The 23,562-nt window shown below is 70.3% G+C and carries 23 protein-coding genes and 5 pseudogenes; 7 read left to right on the top strand and 21 right to left on the bottom strand.

The window, feature by feature from the left end:
• Nucleotides 1–5 precede the first annotated feature (5 nt).
• A pseudogene (gene pyrR, locus Pflav_RS03160) lies at nt 6–551 on the bottom strand (bifunctional pyr operon transcriptional regulator/uracil phosphoribosyltransferase PyrR); the annotation flags it as partial.
• A gap of 296 nt (nt 552–847) precedes the next feature.
• Between pyrR and bldD the strand changes: the two are divergent.
• Nucleotides 848–1,335 (top strand): annotated as a pseudogene (bldD, locus tag Pflav_RS03155) (transcriptional regulator BldD).
• A gap of 220 nt (nt 1,336–1,555) precedes the next feature.
• On the opposite strand, the gene Pflav_RS03150 reads toward bldD, so the two are convergent.
• The 6 genes from Pflav_RS03150 to efp all read right to left on the bottom strand — a co-directional run bounded on the left by Pflav_RS03150 (nt 1,556) and on the right by efp (nt 4,844).
• A complete protein-coding gene (locus tag Pflav_RS03150) occupies nt 1,556–1,858 on the bottom strand; it encodes a hypothetical protein (RefSeq protein WP_173033612.1) in 303 nt (100 codons plus the stop codon).
• Complete coding sequence (locus tag Pflav_RS03145; RefSeq protein WP_173033611.1) at nt 1,848–2,399, bottom strand: Panacea domain-containing protein; 552 nt, start codon at nt 2,397–2,399, stop codon at nt 1,848–1,850. The genes Pflav_RS03150 and Pflav_RS03145 overlap by 11 nt, the downstream gene beginning before the upstream one ends.
• 186 nt (nt 2,400–2,585) lie before the next feature.
• On the bottom strand, nt 2,586–3,410 hold the full coding sequence (locus Pflav_RS03140; protein ID WP_173033609.1) for a hypothetical protein: 825 nt from the start codon (nt 3,408–3,410) through the stop codon (nt 2,586–2,588).
• A gap of 2 nt (nt 3,411–3,412) precedes the next feature.
• On the bottom strand, nt 3,413–3,733 hold the full coding sequence (locus Pflav_RS03135; protein ID WP_173033607.1) for a hypothetical protein: 321 nt from the start codon (nt 3,731–3,733) through the stop codon (nt 3,413–3,415).
• Nucleotides 3,734–3,809: 76 nt separating this feature from the next.
• Complete coding sequence (gene nusB / locus Pflav_RS03130; protein ID WP_173042203.1) at nt 3,810–4,220, bottom strand: transcription antitermination factor NusB; 411 nt, start codon at nt 4,218–4,220, stop codon at nt 3,810–3,812.
• A 66-nt stretch (nt 4,221–4,286) separates the two neighbouring features.
• On the bottom strand, nt 4,287–4,844 hold the full coding sequence (gene efp, locus Pflav_RS03125; protein WP_173033605.1) for an elongation factor P: 558 nt from the start codon (nt 4,842–4,844) through the stop codon (nt 4,287–4,289).
• 158 nt (nt 4,845–5,002) lie between these two features.
• Here efp and mptB point away from each other — a divergent pair, with 158 nt between their 5' ends.
• The 3 genes and pseudogenes from mptB to Pflav_RS44695 all read left to right on the top strand — a co-directional run.
• Nucleotides 5,003–6,409, top strand: coding sequence for a polyprenol phosphomannose-dependent alpha 1,6 mannosyltransferase MptB (gene mptB, locus Pflav_RS03120; RefSeq protein ID WP_173033604.1), 1,407 nt, complete (start codon nt 5,003–5,005; stop codon nt 6,407–6,409).
• Nucleotides 6,406–6,666 (top strand): hypothetical protein, encoded by a 261-nt coding sequence (locus Pflav_RS43095; RefSeq protein WP_197937854.1) that lies wholly within the window; start codon nt 6,406–6,408, stop codon nt 6,664–6,666. The genes mptB and Pflav_RS43095 overlap by 4 nt, the downstream gene beginning before the upstream one ends.
• Nucleotides 6,618–7,223: pseudogene (locus Pflav_RS44695) on the top strand (glycosyltransferase family 87 protein); the annotation flags it as partial. The gene Pflav_RS43095 and the pseudogene Pflav_RS44695, both read left to right, overlap by 49 nt.
• A gap of 246 nt (nt 7,224–7,469) precedes the next feature.
• On the opposite strand, the gene aroQ reads toward Pflav_RS44695, so the two are convergent.
• From aroQ to Pflav_RS03095, 4 genes are all read right to left on the bottom strand, one after another.
• Nucleotides 7,470–7,907: a type II 3-dehydroquinate dehydratase gene (gene aroQ, locus Pflav_RS03110; RefSeq protein ID WP_173033603.1), complete on the bottom strand. Its 438-nt coding sequence runs from the start codon at nt 7,905–7,907 to the stop codon at nt 7,470–7,472.
• Nucleotides 7,904–8,965, bottom strand: coding sequence for a 3-dehydroquinate synthase (aroB, locus tag Pflav_RS03105; protein ID WP_173033602.1), 1,062 nt, complete (start codon nt 8,963–8,965; stop codon nt 7,904–7,906). Before aroB ends, aroQ begins: the two co-directional genes overlap by 4 nt.
• 192 nt (nt 8,966–9,157) lie before the next feature.
• Nucleotides 9,158–9,385 (bottom strand): hypothetical protein, encoded by a 228-nt coding sequence (locus tag Pflav_RS03100; protein WP_173033601.1) that lies wholly within the window; start codon nt 9,383–9,385, stop codon nt 9,158–9,160.
• 49 nt (nt 9,386–9,434) lie between these two features.
• Nucleotides 9,435–10,415, bottom strand: a complete 981-nt coding sequence (locus Pflav_RS03095; RefSeq protein WP_173033600.1) for a helix-turn-helix transcriptional regulator — start codon at nt 10,413–10,415, stop codon at nt 9,435–9,437.
• Between the two features lie 57 nt (nt 10,416–10,472).
• Between Pflav_RS03095 and Pflav_RS03090 the strand changes: the two genes are divergently transcribed.
• Entirely contained in the window at nt 10,473–11,198 is a 726-nt protein-coding gene (locus tag Pflav_RS03090; RefSeq protein WP_173033599.1) for an alpha/beta fold hydrolase, read from the top strand.
• Here Pflav_RS03090 and Pflav_RS03085 read toward each other — a convergent pair.
• The 5 genes and pseudogenes from Pflav_RS03085 to ruvX all read right to left on the bottom strand — a co-directional run bounded on the left by Pflav_RS03085 (nt 11,195) and on the right by ruvX (nt 15,465).
• Nucleotides 11,195–11,701 carry a shikimate kinase gene (locus Pflav_RS03085; protein ID WP_173033597.1) on the bottom strand — a complete coding sequence of 169 codons (507 nt, stop codon included), beginning with the start codon at nt 11,699–11,701 and terminating at the stop codon, nt 11,195–11,197. The two genes, Pflav_RS03090 and Pflav_RS03085, sit on opposite strands and share 4 nt — an antisense overlap.
• Complete coding sequence (gene aroC, locus Pflav_RS03080) at nt 11,698–12,876, bottom strand: chorismate synthase (protein ID WP_173033595.1); 1,179 nt, start codon at nt 12,874–12,876, stop codon at nt 11,698–11,700. The genes Pflav_RS03085 and aroC overlap by 4 nt, the downstream gene beginning before the upstream one ends.
• Nucleotides 12,877–13,008: 132 nt before the next feature.
• Nucleotides 13,009–13,800 carry a shikimate dehydrogenase gene (locus tag Pflav_RS03075; protein WP_232072610.1) on the bottom strand — a complete coding sequence of 264 codons (792 nt, stop codon included), beginning with the start codon at nt 13,798–13,800 and terminating at the stop codon, nt 13,009–13,011.
• A 23-nt stretch (nt 13,801–13,823) separates the two neighbouring features.
• Nucleotides 13,824–15,007, bottom strand: a pseudogene (gene mltG, locus Pflav_RS03070) (endolytic transglycosylase MltG).
• Nucleotides 15,004–15,465 carry a Holliday junction resolvase RuvX gene (gene ruvX / locus Pflav_RS03065; RefSeq protein WP_173033591.1) on the bottom strand — a complete coding sequence of 154 codons (462 nt, stop codon included), beginning with the start codon at nt 15,463–15,465 and terminating at the stop codon, nt 15,004–15,006. Before ruvX ends, mltG begins: the two are co-directional and overlap by 4 nt.
• 354 nt (nt 15,466–15,819) lie before the next feature.
• Here ruvX and Pflav_RS47095 point away from each other — a divergent pair.
• Nucleotides 15,820–16,137: pseudogene (locus Pflav_RS47095) on the top strand (transposase domain-containing protein); the annotation flags it as partial.
• Nucleotides 16,138–16,584: 447 nt separating this feature from the next.
• Here the strand turns inward: Pflav_RS47095 and Pflav_RS03060 are convergent.
• Entirely contained in the window at nt 16,585–17,877 is a 1,293-nt protein-coding gene (locus Pflav_RS03060) for an IS256 family transposase (RefSeq protein ID WP_232070955.1), read from the bottom strand.
• A gap of 167 nt (nt 17,878–18,044) precedes the next feature.
• Between Pflav_RS03060 and Pflav_RS03055 the strand changes: the two genes are divergently transcribed.
• Nucleotides 18,045–18,467, top strand: a complete 423-nt coding sequence (locus tag Pflav_RS03055; protein ID WP_232070954.1) for a transposase — start codon at nt 18,045–18,047, stop codon at nt 18,465–18,467.
• 344 nt (nt 18,468–18,811) lie between these two features.
• Here Pflav_RS03055 and alaS read toward each other — a convergent pair whose 3' ends face one another.
• The 4 genes from alaS to Pflav_RS44685 form a co-directional block, all read right to left on the bottom strand.
• Entirely contained in the window at nt 18,812–21,499 is a 2,688-nt protein-coding gene (gene alaS, locus Pflav_RS03050) for an alanine--tRNA ligase (RefSeq protein WP_173033588.1), read from the bottom strand.
• Nucleotides 21,496–21,780, bottom strand: a complete 285-nt coding sequence (locus Pflav_RS03045) for a hypothetical protein (RefSeq protein WP_173033587.1) — start codon at nt 21,778–21,780, stop codon at nt 21,496–21,498. Before Pflav_RS03045 ends, alaS begins: the two co-directional genes overlap by 4 nt.
• Before the next feature lie 44 nt (nt 21,781–21,824).
• Nucleotides 21,825–22,304 (bottom strand): DUF948 domain-containing protein, encoded by a 480-nt coding sequence (locus Pflav_RS03040; protein ID WP_173033586.1) that lies wholly within the window; start codon nt 22,302–22,304, stop codon nt 21,825–21,827.
• Between the two features lie 76 nt (nt 22,305–22,380).
• Nucleotides 22,381–23,094 carry a hypothetical protein gene (locus Pflav_RS44685; protein WP_415624371.1) on the bottom strand — a complete coding sequence of 238 codons (714 nt, stop codon included), beginning with the start codon at nt 23,092–23,094 and terminating at the stop codon, nt 22,381–22,383.
• Between the last annotated feature and the right edge of the window lie 468 nt (nt 23,095–23,562).

The following is a 23,562-nucleotide window of genomic DNA, read 5'->3' as shown; positions in this document are numbered from 1 at the left end:
TGTACCCCGTAGAGCTTGACCTCGTCAGCGCCGTCGATCTCGTCGAGCGCGACCTTGACGCTCTCGCTGAGCGCCGTGGGGATGTTCTTGCCGACGTAGTCGGCGCGGATCGGCAGCTCGCGGTGGCCGCGGTCGACAAGCACGGCGAGCTGTACCGAACGCGGGCGGCCGATGTCGCTGAGCGCGTCGAGCGCGGCCCGCACGGTACGGCCGGAGAAGAGGACGTCATCGACGAGGACCACGCGGCGGCCGTCCACACCGGCCGGCGGGACCTCGGTCGGTCCGATCGCGCGGGTCGCGTGCTGTCTCAGGTCGTCGCGGTAGAGCGTGATGTCCAACACACCGACAGGTACGTCGATGCCCTCGAAGGTCTGGATGCGGTCGGCGAGGCGCCTGGCGAGCGGCACGCCCCGTGTCGGGATGCCGAAAAGCACGGTATCCGCCGCCCCGTGGGTCTTTTCCAGGATCTGGTGGGCGATGCGGTCGACGATCCGTTTGACGTCGTCGGCACTGAGAATTGACTTCGCGGGCGCAGCCTGCGGTAACGCCACTGGCGGTCACTCCTTCCCCGCCTCACTGGACGGGCCTTAAAGGGTGTCGATGTCCAGCGCGACCCGTGATCGACGAGCCGGCCGGTGGCCGCACGCAACGTTACCAGTGGACCTTGCGCACCCCACGAAGCGACACCTCACCTACGAATCTGTACCCATGCAAAACCGGACAAGCGGTCCCTTATCTCGCGCTGATGCGTTTATGGGCACTTGACGCTGTGTCTCAATCCCCGTACCGTCACGCTCCGTAGCGAATCGCTGGGGAGAACCCCGGGCAGAGCACTGGGAGTGTCGGAATGCCCTCTGAGTACGCCAAGTCCTTGGGCGCCCGCCTGCGCTCCATCCGCCAGCAGCAGGGACTGTCCCTGCAAGGGTGGAGGAGAAGTCGAACGGGCGCTGGAAGGCCGTCGTCGTCGGCTCGTATGAGCGCGGCGACCGCGCGGTCACCGTGTCACGGCTCGCCGAGCTGGCGGACTTCTACCGCGTGCCCGTCTCGGAGCTGCTGCCCGACGGCAGCGGTGTCCGGCACGAGCCCACCAACAAGATCGTGCTCGACCTGGAGCGGCTGTACGACGAGGTGTCCGACGAGCTCGCCTACGTCGCCCGGTACGCGCGCGCGATCCAGCAGCAGCGCGGCGACTACAACGGCCGCGTCCTCTCCATCCGCGCGGACGACCTCCGCGCGCTGGCGATCGTGTACGACATCTCGCCCTCCGGCCTCATCGAGCGCCTGACCGAGGCCGGGGTGCTGGTGGCCGACCCGCGGGCGTTCTTCGCCTCCTAGTCGACACCGCCGCTCGGACGGGCGGCGCGGCGCCTCCTCCCCGGCGCTCCGCGCACGCCCGCAGTACGAGTCAAAGGCACGTGGTTCCTCGAACCGCGTGCCTTTCTGCTTCCGCGCCACCGACAGCTAGCTGGTTGCGCGTCACGGTGGGTGGCGGCTCAGCCCGTCAACCCACCCGAGGCCGCGGACACCGACTCAGGCTGACCCGCTTTCGGTCGCGTCACATCGGCAGGCCGACACGGCCGATGCTCATGCACCGGACGATCCGGGTCCGCATCAGGATCTGGTAGGAGACCGTGACGAGCGTGCCCGCCTTATCGAGGGTGTGGGGCACCCGACCAAACCACAGGTTTGGATGGTTGAGGTCACGGAGCATCCCCGCGAACGGGTCGGCCCGGCGGTCGCGCATCCAGTCGATCACCCTGGTCTGGGTCGCCTCGTCGGGCAGCTCCCGGTCGACCCAGGACAGGAAAAGATCCTCGAAGCGGGCGAAGACCCACGCCGTGGGGCTGTCAGAATCCACCGGTGACTCGCGACCGCAGCCGATCCAGGTCGTCAGGCGGGGTCGAGCCATCGTCGTGTTCGACGGCCTCGCGCAGCCATGCCGTGACCTCGGCGGAGTCGAACGGCTCGTCGATGCCGTCGCTGGGTGCGCCGTCGGTGCTGAAGTAACCCTTCAGCCAGTCGCGCCCGATCTTCTTGGTGCCGCCAGGCATGCGGGAGGCGTTGGCGAGCCTCCAGGGCGCTTCCTGGTGCGTCATGTTGATCAGGTCGTTGGGGGTGAGCTTCCCGTAGCGCGAGATCACATACCCGATCGTGTTCAACTCGGCCTCGCCGATCTCTGGCCTGGGCGAGACGGTCAGGCCATCGCGCTCGTCCTTCCACAGCTTCGAGATCACTGGGCCGTTGTCCCAGGCGAAGACCTCTTCGGTGAAGAGCGGCTCGCCGAACGCGGCGAGGTGGTGGCCCTGGCAGTAGTAGAGCAGCTTGTGGAGACGGAGGACATCGAGGCCGGGCAGCCGTTGGCGCAGGACTGCGGCGATGTCGTGCGCGGAGGCGGTCACTCGCACAGGATAGGCCGATTGTCCAGCACCTGACCTCGTCAGGACCGGTCGGCGCGTCTCGTACATATGTCCGATTCCCTCCTGAGGATACGACAGTTCGCAGACGGTCTGCTTACCGACGGGGTCAGCCACGCCGGTTAGCCTGCGGCCTTCGAGGTCGTGGTGGAAGGCGCCCAAACCGATCTCCTAGCGGTCCAAGGTCCAGTCGGACGGGGTGCCGTCGGTCATGGAGGCGTCCGCGAAGCGGGTCGACGCGGGTGCGGGCCAGGCGCCGTCAGGGAAGGCCCCGTGGTCGGCGAGGCGGTGGCGGATCGTGGTGATGGCGTCGCTGACCCACTCCACCACGGCGGCCAGCGCGGCAGCCGCGCCCGCGATCGCGGCGCAGGCCGTCGCCACGGTCGTGGTCGCCAGGACCAGGGCGGCGGGGGCGCCGGCTCCGCTGGCGGCGGCGATCGCGGCGCCGATCATCTGGAGCACGGCGGAGCAGAGGGCGGCGGCGATCGCGAGCCAGAAGCCGCAGATGCCGATCGCCAGCCGGGACAATGCCGTGTCGAGGTCGCCGCCGATGGTCTGGAGGGCGGTCAGCGCGGCGCGCTGGCGGGCGGCGGCGTCCAGGTAGGCGTCGGCGGCGCGGCCCTCCCACTCGTACCCCGCGGCCAGGTGGTCGGGGTCGATCTTGCCGACCTGGTCGCTCAGCGGGCCGGCGAAGTCCTCCACCCAGCGGCGGCCGGTCTCCCACACGCGGGCCGGGTTGCCGGCCGGGGCGACCATGCGCAGGACCAGCGCCCGCAGGCGGCGCACCAGCTCCACGAACTCTTCGATCAGGCGGACCACCCGCCGGGCCAGGAACGCGGGCAGCCCGCGGGCCACGCCCAGAGCATTGTCGACCAGGCGGTCGGCGGTGTCGCTCACGCGCTGGAGCAGGCGGCGCACCCGCTCGATGAGGTCGTCGAAGCCGGCGGCGTCGATCGGCAGCGGGACCGGCGGCGGCAGGGGCAGCGGTGTGGTCACGGCTACCACACCCCACGCAGGCGGTGTACCGCGTTGCGCTCGTCCCGCTCATACCCGTCCGCGGCGGCGGTCAGCGCGCCGGCCACCTCCCGGAAGCGGAGCGCGCCCTGCGTAGCGAGGGTCCGGGCGCGCAGGCGGACCTCGGCATACGTCTCCGGGAGGCCGACCATGCCGCTCAGCACGCACATGTCGTCGAGCGACAGGCCGAGCTGGTCGACCACAGTGGACGCGCGGTCGAGTGTGCGGGCCCACTCCCGCCACTCGGAAGCGTCGAAGCGGAGGGCCGCTATCGCGACCCGGATCTCCTCATCAGTGGGCGGCACGCGCCGACGCTACAAACCGAGCCCGAACCCATCAACCCCATCGACGCCGATCAAGGAACGGGCCGCACGCCCGCCCTCAGTGCGTCGTGAACTCCGCGATCCGCGCCAGCATCCCGTTGAGGAAGCGGGGCGAGTCGTCCGTCGACATCTGCCGGGCCAGCTCGACCGCCTCGGTGATGGCGACCGCGTCGTCGATCTCGTCGACGTACAGCAGCTCGTACACCGCGATACGGGCCAGATTACGGTCGACCACCGGCATGCGGTCGAGCGTCCACCCCTCGGCGTAGCTGGCGATCAGCTCGTCGATCCGGTCGAGGTGGGCGGCCACCCCCTCGATCAGGCCGATCGCGTAGCCGAGGTGCTCGGGGCGGGGCTGCTCGAGCCGCTGCACATACGCCCGCAGCACCTGCTCGACCGGCAGGTCGCGCAGGTCGGCCTCGAAGAGCACGTCGAGCGCCCGCTTGCGCGCCTTGCGACGCGCGGGCATCTGCGACTTCGGGGCCTCAGCCATCCGAGTGCGCCCTCCGGAGGCCGTCCCGCGAGAAGTGGAGCATCACGCCCGGCCGAGGTAGCGGCCGTCGCGCGTGTCGACCTTGATCTTCTCACCGGTGGTGATGAAGAGCGGCACCTGCACGGTCGCGCCGGTCTCCACCGTCGCAGGCTTGTTGCCGCCGGTGGAGCGGTCGCCCTGGAGACCCGGCTCGGTGTACGTCACCTCGAGCACCACGCTCGTCGGGAGCTCGATGTACAGCGGGACACCCTCGTGCGTCGCCACCGTCGCCTCGGCCTCGGGCAGCAGGTAGTTTGCCGCCTCGCCGACGGTGCCGCCGACCACGGTGATCTGGTCGTAGGTGTCCAGGTCCATGAAGACGAAGTCTTCGCCATCCGCGTAGAGGTACTGCATCGTGCGCTTGTCGACGGTCGCGGTGTCGACCTTGGTGCCCGCGTTGAACGTCTTGTCGACCACCTTGCCGGAGAGCACGTTCTTCAGCGTGGTGCGCACGAACGCGCCGCCCTTGCCGGGCTTGACGTGCTGGAACTCCACGACGGCCCACAGCTCGCCGTCGAGGTTGAGGACCAGTCCGTTCTTCAGGTCGTTCGTGGTGGCCATGTCCTGCCTTGATCTTCATTCGACTGATTGACCCACCAAGTCTACTGGTACGCCGCACGGCTGGCTGACCACGTCCACACGGTGGCAGTCGCCATCGTGTTATGAAGAAGTCAACTGATGTATTGCGCCAGGACACCATTCGCTGACACCCTGCACCCGTGTTGACCAACTGCCGCGCGCTGGGTTTGGGGGGCTCGGTTCTCCTCGCGGCGGGAGGACTGGCAGCCGGCGCGCTGCCAGCGCAGGTGCCCTTCGGGCTCACAATCCTGCGCCGCCACCCTGGATGGGGCATCGTCGTCGCGTACGCGGGGCTCGTCCTGCTGATCGCCGCTTGGTGGCGTCTCGGCCACCTGGTCCGTGGCGACGGCCGCGACGACGGCGGCGGTGACGGCAAGAGTGCCAAGCCCACGCCGAAGCAGCTGATGATCACGCTGGCCATCTGGTCGGCCCCGCTGCTCCTCGCTCCACCGCTCTTCAGCCGCGACGTCTACAGCTATCTCGCCCAGGGCGCGATGGTCGGCGCGGGCCTCGATGTCTACGAGCACGGCCCGGCCTACTATGGTGGCCCGGTGGCCGCCGAGGTTCCCGCGATCTGGCAGCACACCCCCACCCCGTATGGGCCGTTCTTCCTGCTGGTCGCGACCGGCGTGGCCGCGGCCGCGGGGGCGCACCTCGCCGCCGGCGTGCTCGGCATGCGGCTCGTGGCGGTGCTCGGCGTGGTGTTGCTGACCGCCGCGCTGCCCAGTCTCGCCCGCAGGTGCGGCGTCGACCCGGCGGCCGCGCTCTGGCTGGGCGCGCTCAACCCGCTCGTCCTCGCCCACCTCGTCGCCGGCGCGCACAACGACGCGATCATGGTCGGCCTGCTGGTCGCCGGGCTCGCCGCGGCGGTCGCCCGCCACCCGGCCGTCGGCGCCGCGCTCATCGCCCTCGCCGCGCTGGTCAAGGCCCCAGCGGTGGTCGCGATCTTCTTCGTGGCATCGATCTGGGCGGAGCAGGCCACCGGGCGATGGCGCCGGGTCCGCACCATGCTCTACGCGGCCGCCGTCGCGGCGGCCACCACCGTCGTGATCACCGCTGTCGCCGGGACGGGGTACGGGTGGGTCCGCGCCCTCAACACCCCGGTCTCCACGGGAAACTGGTCACCGACGAGCCTGCTCGGCCGGGCCACAGGCGCGATCCTCGGCACCGCCCACGCGGTACCCATGTGGCACTGGATCGGACTCGGCGCGGCCGTGGTGGCCGGCGCCATCCTCTGGCTGCGCCGCACCCACCTCGGCCCGGTGTACGCGGTGGGCCTCGGCCTCGGCGCGATCGTCCTCTTCGGACCGGCCCTGCGCCCGTGGTACCTGCTCTGGGGCCTCGTCCCCCTCGCCGCCGCGGCGCCTGACGGCCGGGTGCGCAAGGTGGCGGCGGTCGCCTGCGCGGCACTCGCGATGGTGGTGCTGCCGAGCGGGTTCGCCTTCGGCGCCGAGCAGGTCGCGCAGGCGGTCTTCGGGTGCGTGCTCGCCGCCGCCCTCGCCGCCGCGCTCCTCACGCCGAGCCGGGTCCCGGTGGTCGCCCAGTGAAAGACCTCGACCGCCGGTGGTACGCGATCGCCGGACTGGCCCTCGCCACGGCCATCTTCCTCGCGTACGTGCCCGCCCACCGCGGCTTCTTCGACGTCGGCGTCTACCACGGTGCGGTGCACTACTGGCTGCGCGACGGCGGCCAGATCTACGACTTCCTGCGCCCCCGACGAACTACGGCTTCACCTACCCGCCCTTCGCCGCGCTGGTGCTCAGCCCGCTCGCGCTGCTCCCGTGGCACCCGGCGATCGCGCTGAGCCTCGTGATCAACACGGCCGCCGGCGCCGCGCTGCTCGGCCTGATCATCGACCCGATCGCGAAGCGGCAGGGGTGGCACCGCGGGCTCACGTTCGGGCTGGCGGCGTGCGCGGTCGCGGTCTTCGAGCCGGTCCGTGACACATTCAGCTTCGGCCAGGTCAACCTCGTGCTGCTGATCCTCGTCGTGGCCGACACCCACCTGCTGCGGCAGACCCGCTTCCACGGCGTTGGCATCGGGATCGCCAGCGCGATCAAGCTGACGCCCGGCATCTTCATCATCTACCTGCTGGTCACCGGCCAGCGCCGGGCGGCCGCCGTGGCCGGTGGTACCGCGGGCGCGGCGACGCTGATCGCGTTCGCGATCGCCCCGGACGCGTCGCGCACGTTCTGGACCGAGGCGCTCTGGGACACCAACCGGATCGGCAACCTGGCGTATGTCTCCAACCAGTCGCTACAAGGCGTCGTGGCCCGCCTCGACCCGAGCGGCACGCCGAGCAAGCTGGGCTGGCTGATCCTCGTCGCGGCCGTGATAGCCCTGTGGGTGTACCGGGTCCGCCGGGTCGACCCGTACACCGGCGCCGCGCTCACCGGCGTGGTGCAGTGCCTGGTCAGCCCGATCACCTGGGTGCACCACCTGGTGTGGGTGCTGCCCGCGCTGGTGCTGCTCGCCGACTCGAAGCGGCGCGGCTACGCGGCCGCGGCGTACGTGGTGCTGTGCAGCAGCGTCGTGTGGCTGTGGTGGGACGGGCGGGCGCCGGGCGAGTTCATCGGGGCGAACGCGTATGTGTGGATCTGCGTCGCGCTACTGATCTACCTGCCGGCGCGCAAGATGGTGAATGGCGAGGCGGTACCCATCGACACCGAGGCCGCAGATTACCCCGACCGCTACAGCGGACACGACCGAGTGATGGCGAAACTCCTCGCGCGCGTGGATGTTCGAGATGTGGACCTCGACCAGCGGCGCGCGGAGGAGCGCACAGGCATCGCGCAGCGCGTACGAGTAATGTGACCAGCCCGCCGGGTTGAGCACCACCGGCGCCTGCTCGTCGGCGGCCGCGTGGATCCAGCCCAGCATCTCGTGCTCGGCGTCGGTCTGCCGCACCTCGACGTCGAGGCCGACCTCCTTGCCGGCCTCGACGCAGAGCTCGACCAGCCCGGCGTACGTCGTCACCCCGTACACGTCGACCTGGCGCGTGCCGAGCCGCCCGAGGTTGGGCCCGTTGAGGACGTACACCTTCATGCCTCGACCTCCCGGTACGCGGCCCGCAGCAGCTCGTCGCTCGGACCATCCAAGATGGACGGCTTGGCGAGCCCGTCCAGCACCACGAAGCGCAGCCGCGAACCGCGCGCCTTCTTGTCCACCCGCATGGTGGCGAGCAGGTCCGGCCAGGCCCTCGCGGGGTAGGCCGTAGGCAACCCCAGCGCGGCCAGCACGCTGCGGTGCCGCTTCGCCGTCGCTTCGTCCAGTCGCCCGGCGAGGCGCCCGAGCGCCGCCGCGTACACAAGGCCGACCGAGACCGCGTGGCCGTGCCGCCAGGTGTACCCCTCGACCTTCTCGATCGCGTGGGCGAGCGTGTGCCCGTAGTTGAGCACCTCGCGCAGGCCGCCCTCACGCAGGTCCGCGCCGACGACGTCCGCCTTGACCTGGATGGCCCGCTCGACCAGCTCCCGGAGGCTGCCCTCGTCCGCACCCTTGGCCTCGATGAGGTCGAGGATCGCCGGGTCGGCGATGAACCCGCACTTCACCACCTCGGCCAGCCCGGCCACCAGGTCCACCGGCGGCAGCGTGTCGAGCATCGCCAGGTCGCAGAGCACGCCGGCCGGTGGGTGGAACGCGCCGACGAGGTTCTTACCCGCGGCCGTGTTGACGCCGGTCTTGCCCCCGACGGCCGCGTCCACCATGCCGAGCAGGCTTGTCGCCACCGGCACCCACCGCACGCCGCGCAGCCAGCAGGCCGCGACGAAGCCGGCCAGGTCGGTCACCGCCCCACCGCCGACGCCGACGACCACGTCGGTACGGGTGAAGCCCGCCGCGCCCAGCTGATCCCAGCAGTGCGCGGCCACGTCGATGTTCTTGCCCGCCTCCGCGTCCGGCACGTCGATCGCGAGTGGCACGATCCCCGCCTCCGCGAGGGTGGCGGCGATCGCGTCGGCGTGTGGCTTGAGTGGCGGTGCGTAGAGGACCGCGGCACGCGCGGCGCCGTCGAGCAGGCGTAGCAGGTGGCCCAGGAGGTCTCGTCCCACGAGCACGTCGTAGGGACGCTCACCCCCGACCGCAATTGTGGTCACGTCATCCATCGCCGTGCAGCCTAGCCCCGCCCCCGCCGGGCCCGTCGCACACCCGCCCCCGGCGTCGCACACCCAGGCCCCCGGCCGCGGCGTCGCACTCCTGGGCCGCGTCCCACGGCGGTTACGGCACGAGGGACAAGGCGGGCACGTGGCGTGGCCGAACAACGCCGAAGTGCCGCCGGTCGAGCACGAGAAGCATGGCTAGTCGCGGCCGAAGCCGTCTGCCAGCAGCTCGTCCATCTTTGGAGTGATCCCAGACGCGGACGCTCCGGCGGCCACGAACGCCAGGCGGCGGCCAACCGGCCGTCCGGCCGGCGGCAGCTGGGCGGCGAGGGCTGCGATGACGTCAGCCAGCTCCGTCCCGCGCCGCGCGGCCTCGGCGGCCAGCCGCTCGACCGCGTCGTCGGGAAGATCAAGCGTGACACTCATGCGTTCGATTCTACGGCCGCCGATCTCCACACGGGGTCCGCCAGCGGGATCAGGCGAGGGCGTGGGCCGGGTGGCGGGTGGCCATCTCGGCGAGGTGCTTGGCGTACTCCCCCACGGCCTCGCGCAGGTCGTCCGGGCGCAGGACGGTGAACGGCCAGCCCAGCCCGGCGAGCATGTGTGCCATGCCGTCCAGGCGGTTGGCGCGGCAGCGGAGCAGTACGCCGTCCTCGGTCTCGGACAGCTCGGCCACCGTGGGCGGAATGCGGCGGCGGGCCTGGTCCAGGTCGGTCTCCAGGAGCACCTCGACCTCCCAGGTGTACGGCACGCCGGCCAGCGACCTCGTCACGTGCCCCACCGGGTCGAAGCCTTCGGGCACCGTGAAGGTCTCCGTGCCGGCCTCGACCGCGCTGATGCGGTCCAGCCGGAACGTACGGATCTCGTCGCGGCGGTGGTCGTGCCCGGTCAGGTACCAGCGGCCGGCGTGGAAGACAAGGCCGTACGGGTCGACCTGGCGCAGTGACACTCCGCCCCGCCACGAGCGATACGTCAGGCTGACGCGGTGGCGGGAGCGGGTGGCGGCGCCGAGCGCGAGCAGCGTGGCGGTCGCGGGCCGGGCACTGCCCTCCTGCCGACGGCGGAGCGTGAAGCCGAGCGACTCACGTACGCCGCCGAGCCGCTCGGCCAGCGCGTGCGGCAGTACCCGCTCGATCTTCGCGAGCGCGACCCCGGTGGCTGGTGCCTCGGTCGCGAGGCCCAGCTGCTCGGCTGCCAGGAGGCCGAGCACCACGGCCGCGGCCTCGTCGTCGGTCAGCATGAGCGGGGGCAGCTTGTAACCGGGGCTGAGCCGGTAGCCGCCGTAGCGCCCGCGGTTGGCCGTGACCGGGATGCCCAGTTCGGCGAGGGTGCCCGCGTACCGCCGCACGGTCCGCTCGTCCACCCCCAGGCGCGCGCCGAGGTCGGCACCGGTCAGGCGGTGGTGGGTCTGGAGAAGTTCGAGCATGCCCAGTACGCGTGAAGCAGGATGTGACACAGGTCACGCTCCTTAATCGGGCGGGATGCGTCCGGATTCGATCTTAACGTCGCTCACATGACGACATTTGTGCTGATACCCGGGTTTTGGATCGGTGCCTGGGCGTGGGACGAGGTAGCCACCTCGCTGCGCGCCGCGGGACACCGCGTTCACCAAGTCACTCTGACCGGTGTCGCGGAGAAGGCGCATCTCGCCACGCCCGACACGGACCTCGAAACCCACACAGTTGACGTATTACGGCTGATCGAGGAGCAGGACCTGCACGACGTGGTGCTGGTCGGTCACTCGGGCGGCGGCATGCCGGTCACCCAGGTGGCCGATCGGATCCCCGAGCGCGTCAAGCGGGTCGTGTACGTGGACAGCGGCCCGCTCCCCAACGGCGTCTCGCAGTTCGACACCAACGAGCCGGCGGAGCAGGAGCGGCTGCGCGCCGAGATCGGCGACGGCCACCTGCTGCCGGTACGCGACTGGGACCCGGCGGCCGACCCGGTGCTGCTGGCCGGGCTCGACGAGGCCGCGCTGGCGACGCTCCGCGAGCGGTCCACGCCCCACCCGCTCGGCGCGGCCACCCAGCCGGTACGCCGCACGGGCGCCGCCGACGCGCTGCCGGTGGCGCTGGTGGCGTGCGTCTTCCCGATCGAGCAGGTAGAAGCGATGGTGGCGGCGGGACACCCGTTCTTCGCGGCCTTCCAGGGCGGCGAGATCCGCGGACTCTCGACCGGACACTGGCCGATGCTGAGCGAGCCGAAGCGCCTGGCCGAAATCCTCGACGAGCTGAGCTAGGCGGGCTTGAGCCGGGTGGCGATCTCGTCGGCGATCTCTTCCGGCTCACGGCCGTCGGTGGCCACCGTCAACGCGGCCACCTCCTCGTACAGCGGGCGGCGCTGGTCCATCAGGTGCTTCAGCGTCGCCCGCGGGTTGATGGCCAGCAGCGGCCGGCCGGCGCCCAGCCCGACCCGGCTGACCGCGTCGGAGAGGCCGACCGAGAGGAAGACCACCGCGTGCCCGGCCAGCGCCGCCCGCGTGCGGTCGGAGAGGATCGCGCCGCCGCCGAGGGCGAGCACGCCGTCGAAGGAGCCCAGCGCCGTCTTCACGGCGGCTTCCTCGATGGTACGGAAGTGAGCCTCGCCCTCGTCGATGAAGATCTCGGAGATCGGCTTGCCCGCCGCCGCCTCGATGTCGGCGTCCGTGTCCCGGAAGGCGGTGTCCAGCCGGGCCGCGAGCAGCTCACCCACCGTGGTCTTGCCGGCGCCCATCACGCCGACGAGCACGCAGACCGGCCTCACTTGATCACCAGGTGGTCGAGGTATCCGGCGAGGTTGCGGCGGATCTCCGCGACCGAGTCGCCGCCGAACTTCTCAGTCGCCGCCTCGGCCAGCACCAGCGCCACCATCGCCTCGGCCACGACGGCGGCGGCCGGCACGGCACACACGTCGGAACGCTGGTTGATGGCGGTGGTCGCCTCGCCGGTCACGACGTCCACGGTGGACAGTGCGCGGTTGAGCGAGGAGATCGGCTTCATCGCGGCCTTGACCCGCAGCGGCTCGCCGGTGCTGATGCCGCCTTCGAGGCCGCCGGCCCGGTCGGTGACGCGCTTGACCCCGCTCGCCGTAGGGATGATCTCGTCGTGCGCGACCGACCCCCGCGAACGGGCCTGGAGCCACGCGTCGCCGATCTCCACGCCCTTGATGGCCTGGATCGACATGAGCGCGGTGGCGAGGCGGGCGTCGAGCTTGCGGTCCCACTGCACGTGGCTGCCCAGCCCCGGGGGCACCCCGTACGCCAGCACCTCGACGATGCCGCCCAGCGTGTCGGCGTCCTTCTTCGCGGCGTCGACCTCGGCCACCATGCGCGCGCTCGCGTCCGGGTCGAGGCAGCGCAGCGGGTCGGCGTCGACCCGCTCGGCGTCCTCGGGGCGGGGGGCGAGACCGGGCTTGGCCGCCACCGAACCGAGCTCCACCACGTGCGAGACGATCTCGATGCCGAGCGCCTGCCGCACCAGCGCCTTGGCGACCGTGCCGACGGCGACCCGGGCGGCGGTCTCCCGCGCGCTGGCCCGCTCCAGGATCGGTCGGGCGTCGGTGTGCCCGTACTTCTGCATGCCGGCGAGGTCGGCGTGCCCAGGGCGGGGCCGGGTCAGCGGCGCGTTGCGCGCCTGGCCGGCGAGCACCTCCGGATCGACCGGGTCGGCGGCCATGACCGTCTCCCACTTGGGCCACTCAGAGTTGCCCACGCGGATGGCCACCGGGCTGCCCAGCGTGACGCCGTGGCGGATGCCACCGATGATCTCGATGGCGTCCTGCTCGAACGACATCCGGGCGCCCCGCCCATACCCGAGTCTCCGGCGCGCCAACTCCCGCCCGATCTCAGCACTAGTCACCGAAACCCCGGCAGGAACCCCTTCGAGGACGGCAACAAGCGCAGGCCCATGCGACTCACCCGCGGTCAACCAGCGCAACACCGGCACAGTCTGTCACGCGATTATTGCCTCGCTGCGACGCGCCCCTTCTCCCCCGTTGATCAGGGACTTCGTGGGCGTGGCGCGCGGCGTGTCGCCCCACCAACTCCCTGATCAACCACGGGAGGGCGGGGGTCAGGAGCGGGCGGCGAGCAGGGCGGCTTGCATTGCCGGCCTTGGGGCAGGCGTTACGCCGGTGAACTGTTCCCACTGGCTGATTGCTTGGGCTAGCAGCAGGTCCAGGCCGGAGACCACTCGGCAGCCGGCGGCTGCCGCGGCGGCGGCTAGCGGGGTGGGCCAGGGGTCGTAGAGCGCGTCGAAGAGCACAGTGGACGGTCGCCAGGCCACCTCGGCGGCGAGCGGGTCGGCCACGCCCTTCGGCACCGTGGAGATCACCACATCGGCGGCCGCGTGTGCCGCGGCGTCGGCCCAGCCGGCGCCGGCGAAGGGGATGCCCACCGCCTCGGCCACCGGGCGCAGCTCGGCCACCGCCTCCGGCCGCCGGGCCACGACGGTGACCCGCGCGGCGCCCGCCTGGGCGGCCGCCGCGATCGCGGCGCGGGCCGTGCCACCCGCCCCGAGCACCGTGAACGACGCACCGCCGGGCACGTCGCCCAGCGCGTCAACCATGCCCGGGATGTCGGTATTGTCCGCGCGCCAGCCACCCGTGACACGTACCAAAGTGTTGGCGGCACCCACCGCGGCCGCGACCGGCGTGACCTGCGTGGCCACCGACAAGGCCACTTCTTTCAGCGGCATCGTCAGCGACAAGCCGGCCCATTCCGGACCGAGGCCAGCGACGACGCCGGCCAGTTCGGACTCGGCGCATTCGACGGCGGTGTAGCTCCACCCGGCCAGGCCGGCGGCGGCGTAGCCGGCGTTGTGGATGACCGGGGAGAGCGAGTGGGCGACCGGCTTGCCCAGCACGGCCGCCCGGTGGACCGTGTCGATCAAAGGACGCCGTTCTTCCGCGCGGTCTCCTTGTTGCGCTCGTGCTGGTCGTTGTCGTTGGTGAACGCCGACCGGCCCGACTTGTCGATCGCCACGAAAAAAAGCCAGTTGCCCTCCGGCGGCGCCATCGCACCTTCGAGCGCGTGCTTGCCCGGGTTGTTGATCGGCGTCGGGGGAGGCCCCTGAGCTTGCGGTTGTACGGGTTCTTCGGATCGTCGAGCTCCGACACCGTCATGTCCTTGGACGCCTTGATGGGCAGTCCGCGCAGCTCGCGCCAGTAGTTGACGGTGACGTCCATTTCGAGGCAGTTACACGGGAAGTCGCCGTAGAGCCGGTTGTACGCGACTCGCGCCACCTTGCCCAGATCCTCCTGGATGCCCGCCTCCGCCTGGGCGAGCGAGGCGACGATGAGCACGTCGTACGGGGCGAGGTTGAGCGCCTGCGCCTTCTCGTCGAACTTCAGCTCGCCGGTCACCGTGAGGAAGCGGTCGACCATCGTGCGCACGATGTCCTTGGCCGTCCACTTAGGATCGATCTCGTACGTGTCCGGGAAGAGGAACCCCTCGATCGACGGCGTCACCTTCTTGCCGTCGGCCCGCTTGAACCACCAGTCCGGGATGCCCAGCTCGATCGGGTCCTTGGCGGCCGCCTCGAACTCCTTCACCGGGATCTTCGTGGCCTTCTCAAGCTCCTTGAAGGTCGCCTTCGCCGAAATCCCTTCGCGGATCAGAACCCCGTTGACAACCTTGTTCTTCAGGTCGAGCAGCATGTTGAGCGCTTCGGCGCCGCTCATCTGGAGGTGCAGCTTGTACGTGCCGGGCTGGATGTTCTGGCTGCGCGAGTTGTCCCGGGCGGCCTCGGTGAACGCCTTGGCGCTTTTCACCACATCGGCGGTCACCAGTGCATTCGCGATAGCCGTCGCGGTGTCGCCCTGCTTGACCTGGATTGTCACCTCGCCCTGGCCCACGCCCTGGTAGTCGGGGGTGGTGAAGAAGCCCTGCACGCGGTCATAGCCGTACCAAACGCCGGCGCCCAGGCCACCCAGCAGCACGATGACCACGAGGAACGCGATCACGCTCTTGCCCGCGCCGCCGCGCTTTTTCTGGCCGCGCTTACGTCCCCGACGATGTCGCCACCGTTCGACGGGTTCGTCGTCGAACGCCAGCTCCAACTCGTTGATCATTCCGCTCGCCTCCGCTGCCCGTCTAGCCAGCCCTGCAGAATCTCCACAGCGGCCGCCTGGTCGACAACCGCACGTTGGCGCTTTCCCCGCACGCCACGTTCGGCCAGCCTACGGGTTGCCGCGACGGTGGACATCCTCTCGTCGGACAGCCGCACCGGAACCGGTGCGATCGCCTTGCCCAGGCGCTCGGCATACGCTCTGGCCTGCACCGCCGCTGGTCCTTCCTTCCCGGCGAGTGTCACCGGCAACCCGACCACGACCTCTACGGTTTGATACGCATCTACGAGTCGCGCAAGTTCAAAGATATCGGAAGGAATCGCATCAACTTCCGCATTCAGGTCGCGACGCAGAGTGGCCAAAGGGGTGGCGAGGATGCCGTCGGGGTCGCTCATCGCGACACCCACACGCACCTGGCCGACGTCGACTCCTAGGCGCGTACCGCGTACAAACTCGCCCATATGCTCCCTTACTCGCGCACACACCTGTTCCATTCATGTTGTCGCATCAGGGTTGAGCTTGTCGCGGCCACCCCTCACGGACGTCCGCACGCGGCACAGAGGGGTCGGAGCACGCCAGCAGATCGTGGTACGCAACTGCCCCAATGGGGGCAGCTAGGTACCACGATCTGCTGGACACTGAGCCTCGCATGAGGCCGGCGGCCCCGGCGCCGGCCAGGGTTGGGTTGTGAACCGCGGAGGGTGAGGCCGCGGGAGCAGCGGTCCGGACCCAATGTCACTCACCTTAGTTTGATCTTGGTGGGTGGGTGTGTCGGTGTGGGTTGGTGGTGTTGGTGTGGGTGATGATCGCTGGTTGTGTTTGGGGCTGGTGGGCGGTTGACGGACTGGGTCTCGGTGGGGGTGTTGGCCGGGTCGGTGCCGCGGGATGTGGTCGATGCGGCGGTGGCGGTGTATGGCCGGGAGTCGAAGCGGTCGGATGGGAAGTTGCCGGCGCATGTGATGGTGTACTTCGCGATGGCGTTGGCGTTGTTCGCTGAGGATGACTATGAGGGGGTGCTCGCGCGGCTGGCTGAGCCGTTGATGGCGTGGGGGTGTTGGGATGCGAGTTGGTCGATGCCGGGTTCGGCGGGGATTACGCAGGCCCGGCAGCGGTTGGGGGCCGAGCCGGTGCGGGAGGTGTTCGAGCGGGTGGCTCGGCCGGTGTGTGGGGTGTTGACCCGGGGTGCGTGGCTGGCTGGGCGGCGGTTGGTGTCGGTCGATGGAAGTGAGCTTGATGTGCCGGATAGTCCGGCCAACGCGGAGTTCTTCGGCTATGCCGGCGGGGCTACGAGACGTTCGGCGTTTCCCAAGGCCAGGTTGGTCACGTTGGTCGAGACCGGTTCGCGGGCGCCGATCGGTGCGGTGATCGGGCCGGTCGTGGGTAAAGGGCAGGGGGAGCAGAGCCTGGCCCGTGGGTTGTATCCGTTGCTGGAGCCGGGCATGCTGCTGTTGGCCGATCGTAACTTCTACGGCTGGCGCGACTGGTGTGCGGCTACCGATACCGGCGCGGACGTGTTGTGGCGGGCCGGTGGCGCTGGCGGGAGCTTGTCAAGATTTTTGTGTATGTTGATCTTGGGTTTGTTAGTTGATGTAGGGGCCGAGTCGGTCGGGGTAGTGCAGGGCGAGGGCGCCGAGGGCTTGTCGCCAGCCGGTGACGGTGGCGCCTTCGACGAGGCGGCCGGCGGCGCGGCGCTGGGCGGCGGGTAGGCCGCGTTCTTTCGCGCGGGCGCGGGCGCGTTTGTCTTCGATGTCGCGGATCGCGAGCCAGAGGAGCTTGATCGCGGCGTCGTCGTTCGGGAAGTGTCCGCGGTTCTTGGTGACCTTGCGTAGTTGGTAGTTGAGGGACTCGATCGCGTTGGTGGTGTAGATGATCTTCCGGACCTCGGGTGGGAAGGCCAGGAACGGGATGAAGCGTTCCCAGGCGTGCTGCCAGGTCTGGACCGCGGCCGGATACCTGCGGCCCAGCGGCGATTCGGCGAACGCCATGAGCTCTGCCTCGGCGGCCTCAGCGGTCGGGGCGGTGTAGATGAGCTTCAGCGCGGCGGTGACCTTCTTGCGGTCCTGATAGGACACGAACCGCATCGCGGCCCGGATCAGATGCACGGTGCAGGTCTGCACCGTCGTCTGCGGCCAGGTCGCCTCGATCGCCTCGGGGAAACCGGTCAGCCCGTCGCAGCAGACGATCAGCGTGTCCCTGACGCCGCGGTTACGCAGCTCGGCGCAGACACCGGCCCAGAACTTCGCTCCCTCGGCGGCCTGGACCCAGATACCGAGCACGTGCTTGACCCCGTCCAGATCGACGCCGACGGCGATGTGCGCGGCCCGGTTCTTCACCGTGTGCCCGTCACGGACCTTCACCACGAGGGCGTCGAGGTAGATGATCGGGTAGATCTCCTCGAGCGGACGTGACTGCCAGGCCTTGACCTCGTCCAACACACTGTCAGTGATCTTCGAGATCGTCTCGTGCGACAACTCCGTGCCCAGCGTCCGGTGCAGATGATGGCCGATGTCACGCACCGTCATCCCACCCGCATACAACGAGATAATCATCTCGTCGAGACCGCCGGCGCGCCGGGCGCCTTTCGGAACCAGCCGCGGCTCGAACGTCCCGGCCCGATCCCGCGGCACCGCCAAAGTGACGTCTCCGGCCTCGGTTGCGATCGTCTTCGCGCTGTGGCCGTTACGCGAGTTCGGGCTGCCCCGACCGGCCGGATCGCCTTTCTCGTAGCCCAGATGACCGGTCAGCTCCGCCGCCAAGCCTCGCTCCAGGACCGCCTTGACCAGCTCCGGAAGCAGACCACCCTCACCGGTCAACGCCAACCCGCCCGCGTCGACCCGGTCCATCAGATCATCCAGCAACCCCGCCGCGACCATCTCATTGACCGTCTCCCGCGCCGAAACCCCCGCCAAGCCAGAGCCGTCAACCAGATGCTTCCCGTTCGCCATGTCCATACGTGTACTCCCTCAACCTTGAAGTTGATCTCATACACAAGACATCTGACACGCCCCAAGCGAACGTGACCGGATCCTCGCGCTGGCCCGTGACCCGGCCACCCCGCGCCGACATCGACCCGCACCGCGCCCGCATCGCCCGGGTCGTGTCCTACCAGGTCACCGACCGCGCGGACAACGACGAACCGATCAGCCTGCTCACCAGCATCCTGGACCCGGCCGACGCCCCGGCCGCCGTGCTGGCCGAGGCATACCACCAACGGTGGGACCACGAAACCAGCAACGGCCAACTCAAAACCCACCTGCGCGGCCCCGGACGGGTCCTACGCTCGAAAAGCCCGGCCATGGTGACCCAAGAAATCTACGGCTACCTGCTGACCCACTACGCGATCAGCGCCCTGATCTGCCAGGCCGCCACCGAAGCCGACATCGATCCCGACCAGGTCAAATTCCACCGCACCGTGCGTATCCTGCGCCGTCGGGTCCAAGACCCGACGGCATTTTCCCCCTGACCACCGCCACCACCTCATCGCCGCCATCGGCGCCGACATCACCCACCACCGACACCTCAACCAACACCGCCACCGCAGCTACCCCCGCGTCGTCAAACGCATGCGCCACAACAGCTACCGAGTCAAACAACCCCACGACACCGGCACCCGCCACACCAACCCACCCACCACCAAGATCAAACTAAGGTGAGTGGCATTGGGTCCGGACCACAACGGACATCGCGGTAGCTCAATCTCTATTGAAGGTCCGCAGAAGCGCTTGTGGACAGACCGACCCCGACGGGTCTAGGCGACTCTCTGCCGCCGGGGCGACAGAGAGTCGTCAAGAGGTCCGGTATGCGGCCTTAGGCCGTCGTGAGCGCCTGCTCGACCGACGCGAGCAGGCGCGGCGCCTCATCGGCTGGCAGGCCGCCGCCCTGGGCCAGGTCGGGGCTGCCGCCGCCGCGACCGGACAGCGCGCCCTTGACCAGGTCGGACGCCGAGACTCCGCGGCCGCGCGCGGCCTGGTTGACCGCGACCACCAGCGACGCCTTGCCGCCGGCTCGGGCGGTCACCGCGACCACCGCGGGGCGGGCCGGGTCGATTTTGCCGCGGATCTCCTGGGCCAGCGTGCGCACGTCGTTGCCGCCCGCGCCCTCCGGCGCCTCGGTGCCCACGTACGCGATGCCGCCGCCCACCTCGCGCGCCGACGACGCCAGTGACGCCGCACCGCCGAGCACGAGCTGGGCGCGGAGCTTCTCCAGCTCCTTCTCCGCGTCGCGCAGCTGGGTCACGGTCTGCTCGACCCGCTCGGCGACCTGCTCGTTGGGCACTCGGTAGAGGTCCGCCAGCCGGGACACCAGCAGGTGCTCGCGCGCGAGGTAGCCAAACGCGTCGATGCCGACCAGCGCCTCGACGCGGCGTACCCCGGAGCCGATCGACGCCTCCGAGAGGATCTTCACCAGGCCGAGCTGGCCGGAGCGGGCCACGTGGGTACCGCCGCACAGCTCGCGCGCGTAGTCGCCGACCTCTACGACCCGCACCTCGTCGCCGTACTTCTCGCCGAACAGCGCCATCGCACCCAGCCGCCGCGCCTCCTCCTGCGAGGTGATGAACGCGTGCACCTCCAGGTCGCCGAGCAGCACCTCGTTGACCTGCTGCTCCACGTCGTGCAGCACGCTGGGCGGGACCGCGCCGGGGGTGTTGAAGTCGAAGCGCAGCCGGCCCGGGGCGTTTAGCGAGCCCGCCTGGGTCGCCGACTCGCCGAGGAAGTTGCGCATCGTCTGGTGGACCAGGTGGGTGGCGGTGTGCGACCGCGAGATCGCCTTGCGCCGGGTGACGTCGATCTCGGCGTACCCCGTGTCGCCCGGCCGGACCTCGCCGCGCACGACGCGGGCCTTGTGGACGATCAGGCCGGGCAGCGGCTGCTGGACGTCGATGACTTCGACCTGGCCGTTTCCGACCGTGATCAGGCCCTGGTCGGCCTGCTGGCCGCCGCCCTCCGCGTAGAACGGGGTCGTGTCGAGCACCAGCTCGATCTGCTCCCCCTCGCCGGCCGCGAGCAGCGCCGCGCCGCCCGCGCTGAGCACCGAGCGCACCCGCGACTCGCGCGCCACCTCGTGGTACCCGGTGAACTCCACCGGCCCGCCGCCGTCGAGCGCCGCCCGGTACGAGGAGAGGTCGGCGTGGCCAGTCTTGCGCGCCTGCGCGTCCGCCTTCGCCCGCGCCCGCTGGTCCGTCATCAGCTGGCGGAAGCCCTCATGGTCGACCGAGAGCCCCTGCTCCGCCGCGATCTCCAGGGTGAGGTCGATCGGGAAGCCGTACGTGTCGTGCAGCTGGAACGCCTGGTCACCGCTCAGCGTCGGGCTGCCCTGCTGCTTGGCGGTGGAGATCGCGGTGTCGAGGATCGTCGTGCCCGCGCGCAGCGTGGACAGGAAGGCGTCCTCCTCCGCGTACGCGTACTGCGAGATCCGGTCGAAGTCGCTCGCCAGCTCGGGGTAGGACGGCGACATGCAGTCCCGCGCCACCGGCAGCAGCAGCGGTAGCGCCGGCTCCTGCCACCCGAGCAGCCGGATCGACCGGATCGCCCGGCGCATGATGCGGCGCAGCACGTAGCCGCGCCCCTCGTTGGAGGGGGTCACGCCGTCACCGATCAGCATCAGCGAGGTGCGCACGTGGTCGGCGATCACCCGCAGCCGTACGTCGTCGGGGTGCGACTCGCCCGCCACGTGGCCGGACTTCGCGCCGTACTCCCGGCCGGTCAGCTCCGCCGCCAGCGCCAGGATCGGGCGCACCTCGTCGATCTCGTACAGGTTGTCGACACCCTGCAGGATCGACGCCATCCGCTCCAGGCCCATGCCGGTGTCGATGTTCTTCTGCGGCAGCTCGCTGACGACCCGGAAGTCCTCCTTGGACTTCACATCCGCGATCTCGTACTGCATGAACACCAGGTTCCAGAACTCCAGGAACCGGTCCTCGTCCACATCCGGCCCACCGTCGGGACCGTAGTTCGGGCCGCGGTCGTAGTACAGCTCCGAACACGGGCCCGCCGGCCCGGGGATACCCATCGACCAGTAGTTGTCCCGCTTGCCCCGACGCACGATCCGATCCAACGGCAGGCCCACCGTCTTGTGCCACAGCTCGATCGCCTCGTCGTCGTCCAGATAGACGGTCGCCCAGATCTTCTCCGCATCCAGCCCGAACCCGCCCTCGGACACCGGCTTGGTCGCCAGCTCCCACGCCAGCGGGATCGCACCCGCCTTGAAGTAGTCACCGAACGAGAAGTTGCCGTTCATCTGGAAGAACGTGCCATGCCGGCTGGTCTTGCCGACCTCGTCGATATCCGGCGTACGGATGCACTTCTGCACACTCGCCGCGCGGTCGTAGGGCGGCGTGCGCTGACCCAGGAAGTAGGGCACGAACTGCACCATGCCCGCGTTGATGAACAGCAGGTTGGGGTCCTCGATGGCGGGCAGCGGAGCGGAGGGCACAACCGTGTGCCCATTGGCCGCGAAATGGGCCAGGAACCGCCGCTTGATCTCCGCCGTCTTCATCGATTGCCTTCCCGTGTCATCAGTTCGTCGTCCGCGTTGAATCCGTCGTCCTCGAAGTGGACGCCCGCCTCGATCGCCTCGTGGATCTGCTGCTCGCGCTCGGCCATGCCGTCGCGGACGTCATCCACGAAGCTACGCACGGACTCCACGAGCCCGCCAGCGGTTTCCGAGAGCGAGGTGGCGATGCCACCCGGTGTGTACGACTGGGCTTTTTGCGAGACCTTGCGCACCACGAGCGCGCCAACCGCCAGTCCGATACCCAACCAGAGCAACCGCCTCATGGCCCTCATCCTTCCCCGTACCGCCGACCGCGCCCGCCCCGGGGTCAGCCGATAGCCTGTCCTGCCTTGCGTGCCGTGCGGGCCGCCTTACGCCGCTCCTTGAGGGTGGTACGCACCTCACGCTCCTCCTCCGCGTGGCGGCGGGCGGCGGCGGCGCGGCGCACCCCGTACCCGAACGCGGCCACCTTGACCAGCGGATTGGCCGCGGCGGAGGACACGACGGTGGCGAGGTTGGCCACATTGGCCGTGACGCTCTGCGCGTGGCCGGTGATGTTGTCCACCTTGGCCAGCTGAAGGTTTACACCGTCCAACGTGGTGTGAACCTGCCCCAACGCGGTGTTGACGCCCTCGATCGTGGTGTTCACGTTGCCGAGCAACGGCGCCGTACGGTCGTTGATGTCGTTGATGGCGCGGGTCGCCGCGTCCACTGTGTGCCGCAGGCGCAGGATGGGCACCGCCAGCACCAGCACGAGCATCAGGAACGCACCAGCCGCCACCAGCGCAGCGATCTCTCCACCTGTCACGCCCGTCCTCCTCGGCCCGGAGTCACCCAATCCGCCAACGTGCAGACCCTACCGTCAGTGACGGGCGCCCGCCGGGTCAGGAGGCGGCTGGCGTCGGATCGTCCAGAAGCGGATCATCGGTGAACACCGGATCGGGGTCCTCACCAGTCAACGAGGGGTCGGTGCTCGGTCCCGTCTTGACCCGGTCGTCGTCGATGGCGTTGCGCACCTTCACGGACACCACGGAACCCTCGCACTTCCCATCCGGCCCGGCCGGTGGCGGGGTCGCCGGTGGCGGGCCGTCGGTCGGCTGCTGTGCCGCCGCGCACGAGGGCGGCCGCACCCACAGGTCGAGGGTGAGCTCATCCCGCGTCCAGCACGTGTAGTGCCCGGGCATGGGCTGCTCGGGGCAGAGCTTCGCGGCCTCCCAGCGCTGCCAGCCGGCCTCGCTCAGCGCCGCCTCGTACACCTGCGTGGTCTCGTCCGGCCCCTGCTGCGACTGCGCGGTCCGCTCGCGGAAGCGGCAGTCCACAAGGCACCACCGGCTGCCGCTGACCGCGTCCTGCACGCCGACGGCCGCCCAACCAGGGAGGTTGAGGGCGTCGAGGGAGTTGAGGACCGGGTCGCGGGTGGCGGTGCGGATGCCGAAGTACAGCGGCAGCGCCCCCAGCACGATCAGGCTCGCGACGACAAGGGCGACGACGCGCCAGGTCCGCTGCTCCCGGGCCTCCGCCGGCCCAGGACCACCATCGCGGTCCAGCGATTCATCTGGTACGGAATCAGGTCCGTCCCCCGCCCCATTGACCGGCACCGCCGGACGGGTCGCGCGTACCCCCGGCTCGGCGGGCGGCGCGACCGAAGCGCGCGCGACGGCGACCGGCTCGGCGTCACCGGCCGGACTTCCAGGCGGCCCACCGGGGCTGCCCAGGAACCCGACCGGACTCCCCGGCGGCGCGACCTGCCCCTCGACGGGCGCCGCGGCACGGCCGGCCCGCGGCCCCGCCGGTGCGCCGCCCGGCATGGGCACGCCAGCCCGCCCGGGCGCGGTTCCCGGCACCGCCGCCACAGCCGCCGCTCCGGCAACCCCCGGCGGCGCGACAGGTGCCGCCGCGGCCGCCCGTACCGGTCCCGGCCCGTCCACGCCGCCTGGTACCCGTACGGCTCCCCGCGCTCCCGGGCCGTCTCCCGGCTGGTCAGGGCCGGGTGGGCCACCTGCGGGACCCCGCCCGCGCGCCCCTGCCGGCCCACGCCCTCCGCCGGGCCCGCCCGGCCCGCCGGG

Source organism: Phytohabitans flavus, from assembly GCF_011764545.1.
GTDB classification, from domain to species: domain Bacteria; phylum Actinomycetota; class Actinomycetes; order Mycobacteriales; family Micromonosporaceae; genus Phytohabitans; species Phytohabitans flavus.
Note: the sequence above shows the minus strand (reverse complement) of the source record. Positions and strands in the feature narration are given on the sequence as shown.

Bases quoted from the DNA above. Each gene is read 5' to 3' on its own strand.
- nusB (WP_173042203.1), bottom strand. From the start codon at position 4,220: ATGCCCGCGCGTCGCAAGGCGCGCAAGCGGGCGCTCGACGTGCTCTTC.
- efp (WP_173033605.1), bottom strand. From the start codon at position 4,844: ATGGCCACCACGAACGACCTGAAGAACGGACTGGTCCTCAACCTCGAC.
- aroQ (WP_173033603.1), bottom strand. From the start codon at position 7,907: ATGAAGGTGTACGTCCTCAACGGGCCCAACCTCGGGCGGCTCGGCACG.
- aroB (WP_173033602.1), bottom strand. From the start codon at position 8,965: ATGGATGACGTGACCACAATTGCGGTCGGGGGTGAGCGTCCCTACGAC.
- Pflav_RS03100 (WP_173033601.1), bottom strand. From the start codon at position 9,385: ATGAGTGTCACGCTTGATCTTCCCGACGACGCGGTCGAGCGGCTGGCC.
- Pflav_RS03090 (WP_173033599.1), top strand. From the start codon at position 10,473: ATGACGACATTTGTGCTGATACCCGGGTTTTGGATCGGTGCCTGGGCG.
- ruvX (WP_173033591.1), bottom strand. From the start codon at position 15,465: ATGGGCGAGTTTGTACGCGGTACGCGCCTAGGAGTCGACGTCGGCCAG.
- Pflav_RS03060 (WP_232070955.1), bottom strand. From the start codon at position 17,877: ATGGTCGCGGCGGGGTTGCTGGATGATCTGATGGACCGGGTCGACGCG.
- alaS (WP_173033588.1), bottom strand. From the start codon at position 21,499: ATGAAGACGGCGGAGATCAAGCGGCGGTTCCTGGCCCATTTCGCGGCC.
- Pflav_RS03045 (WP_173033587.1), bottom strand. From the start codon at position 21,780: ATGAGGCGGTTGCTCTGGTTGGGTATCGGACTGGCGGTTGGCGCGCTC.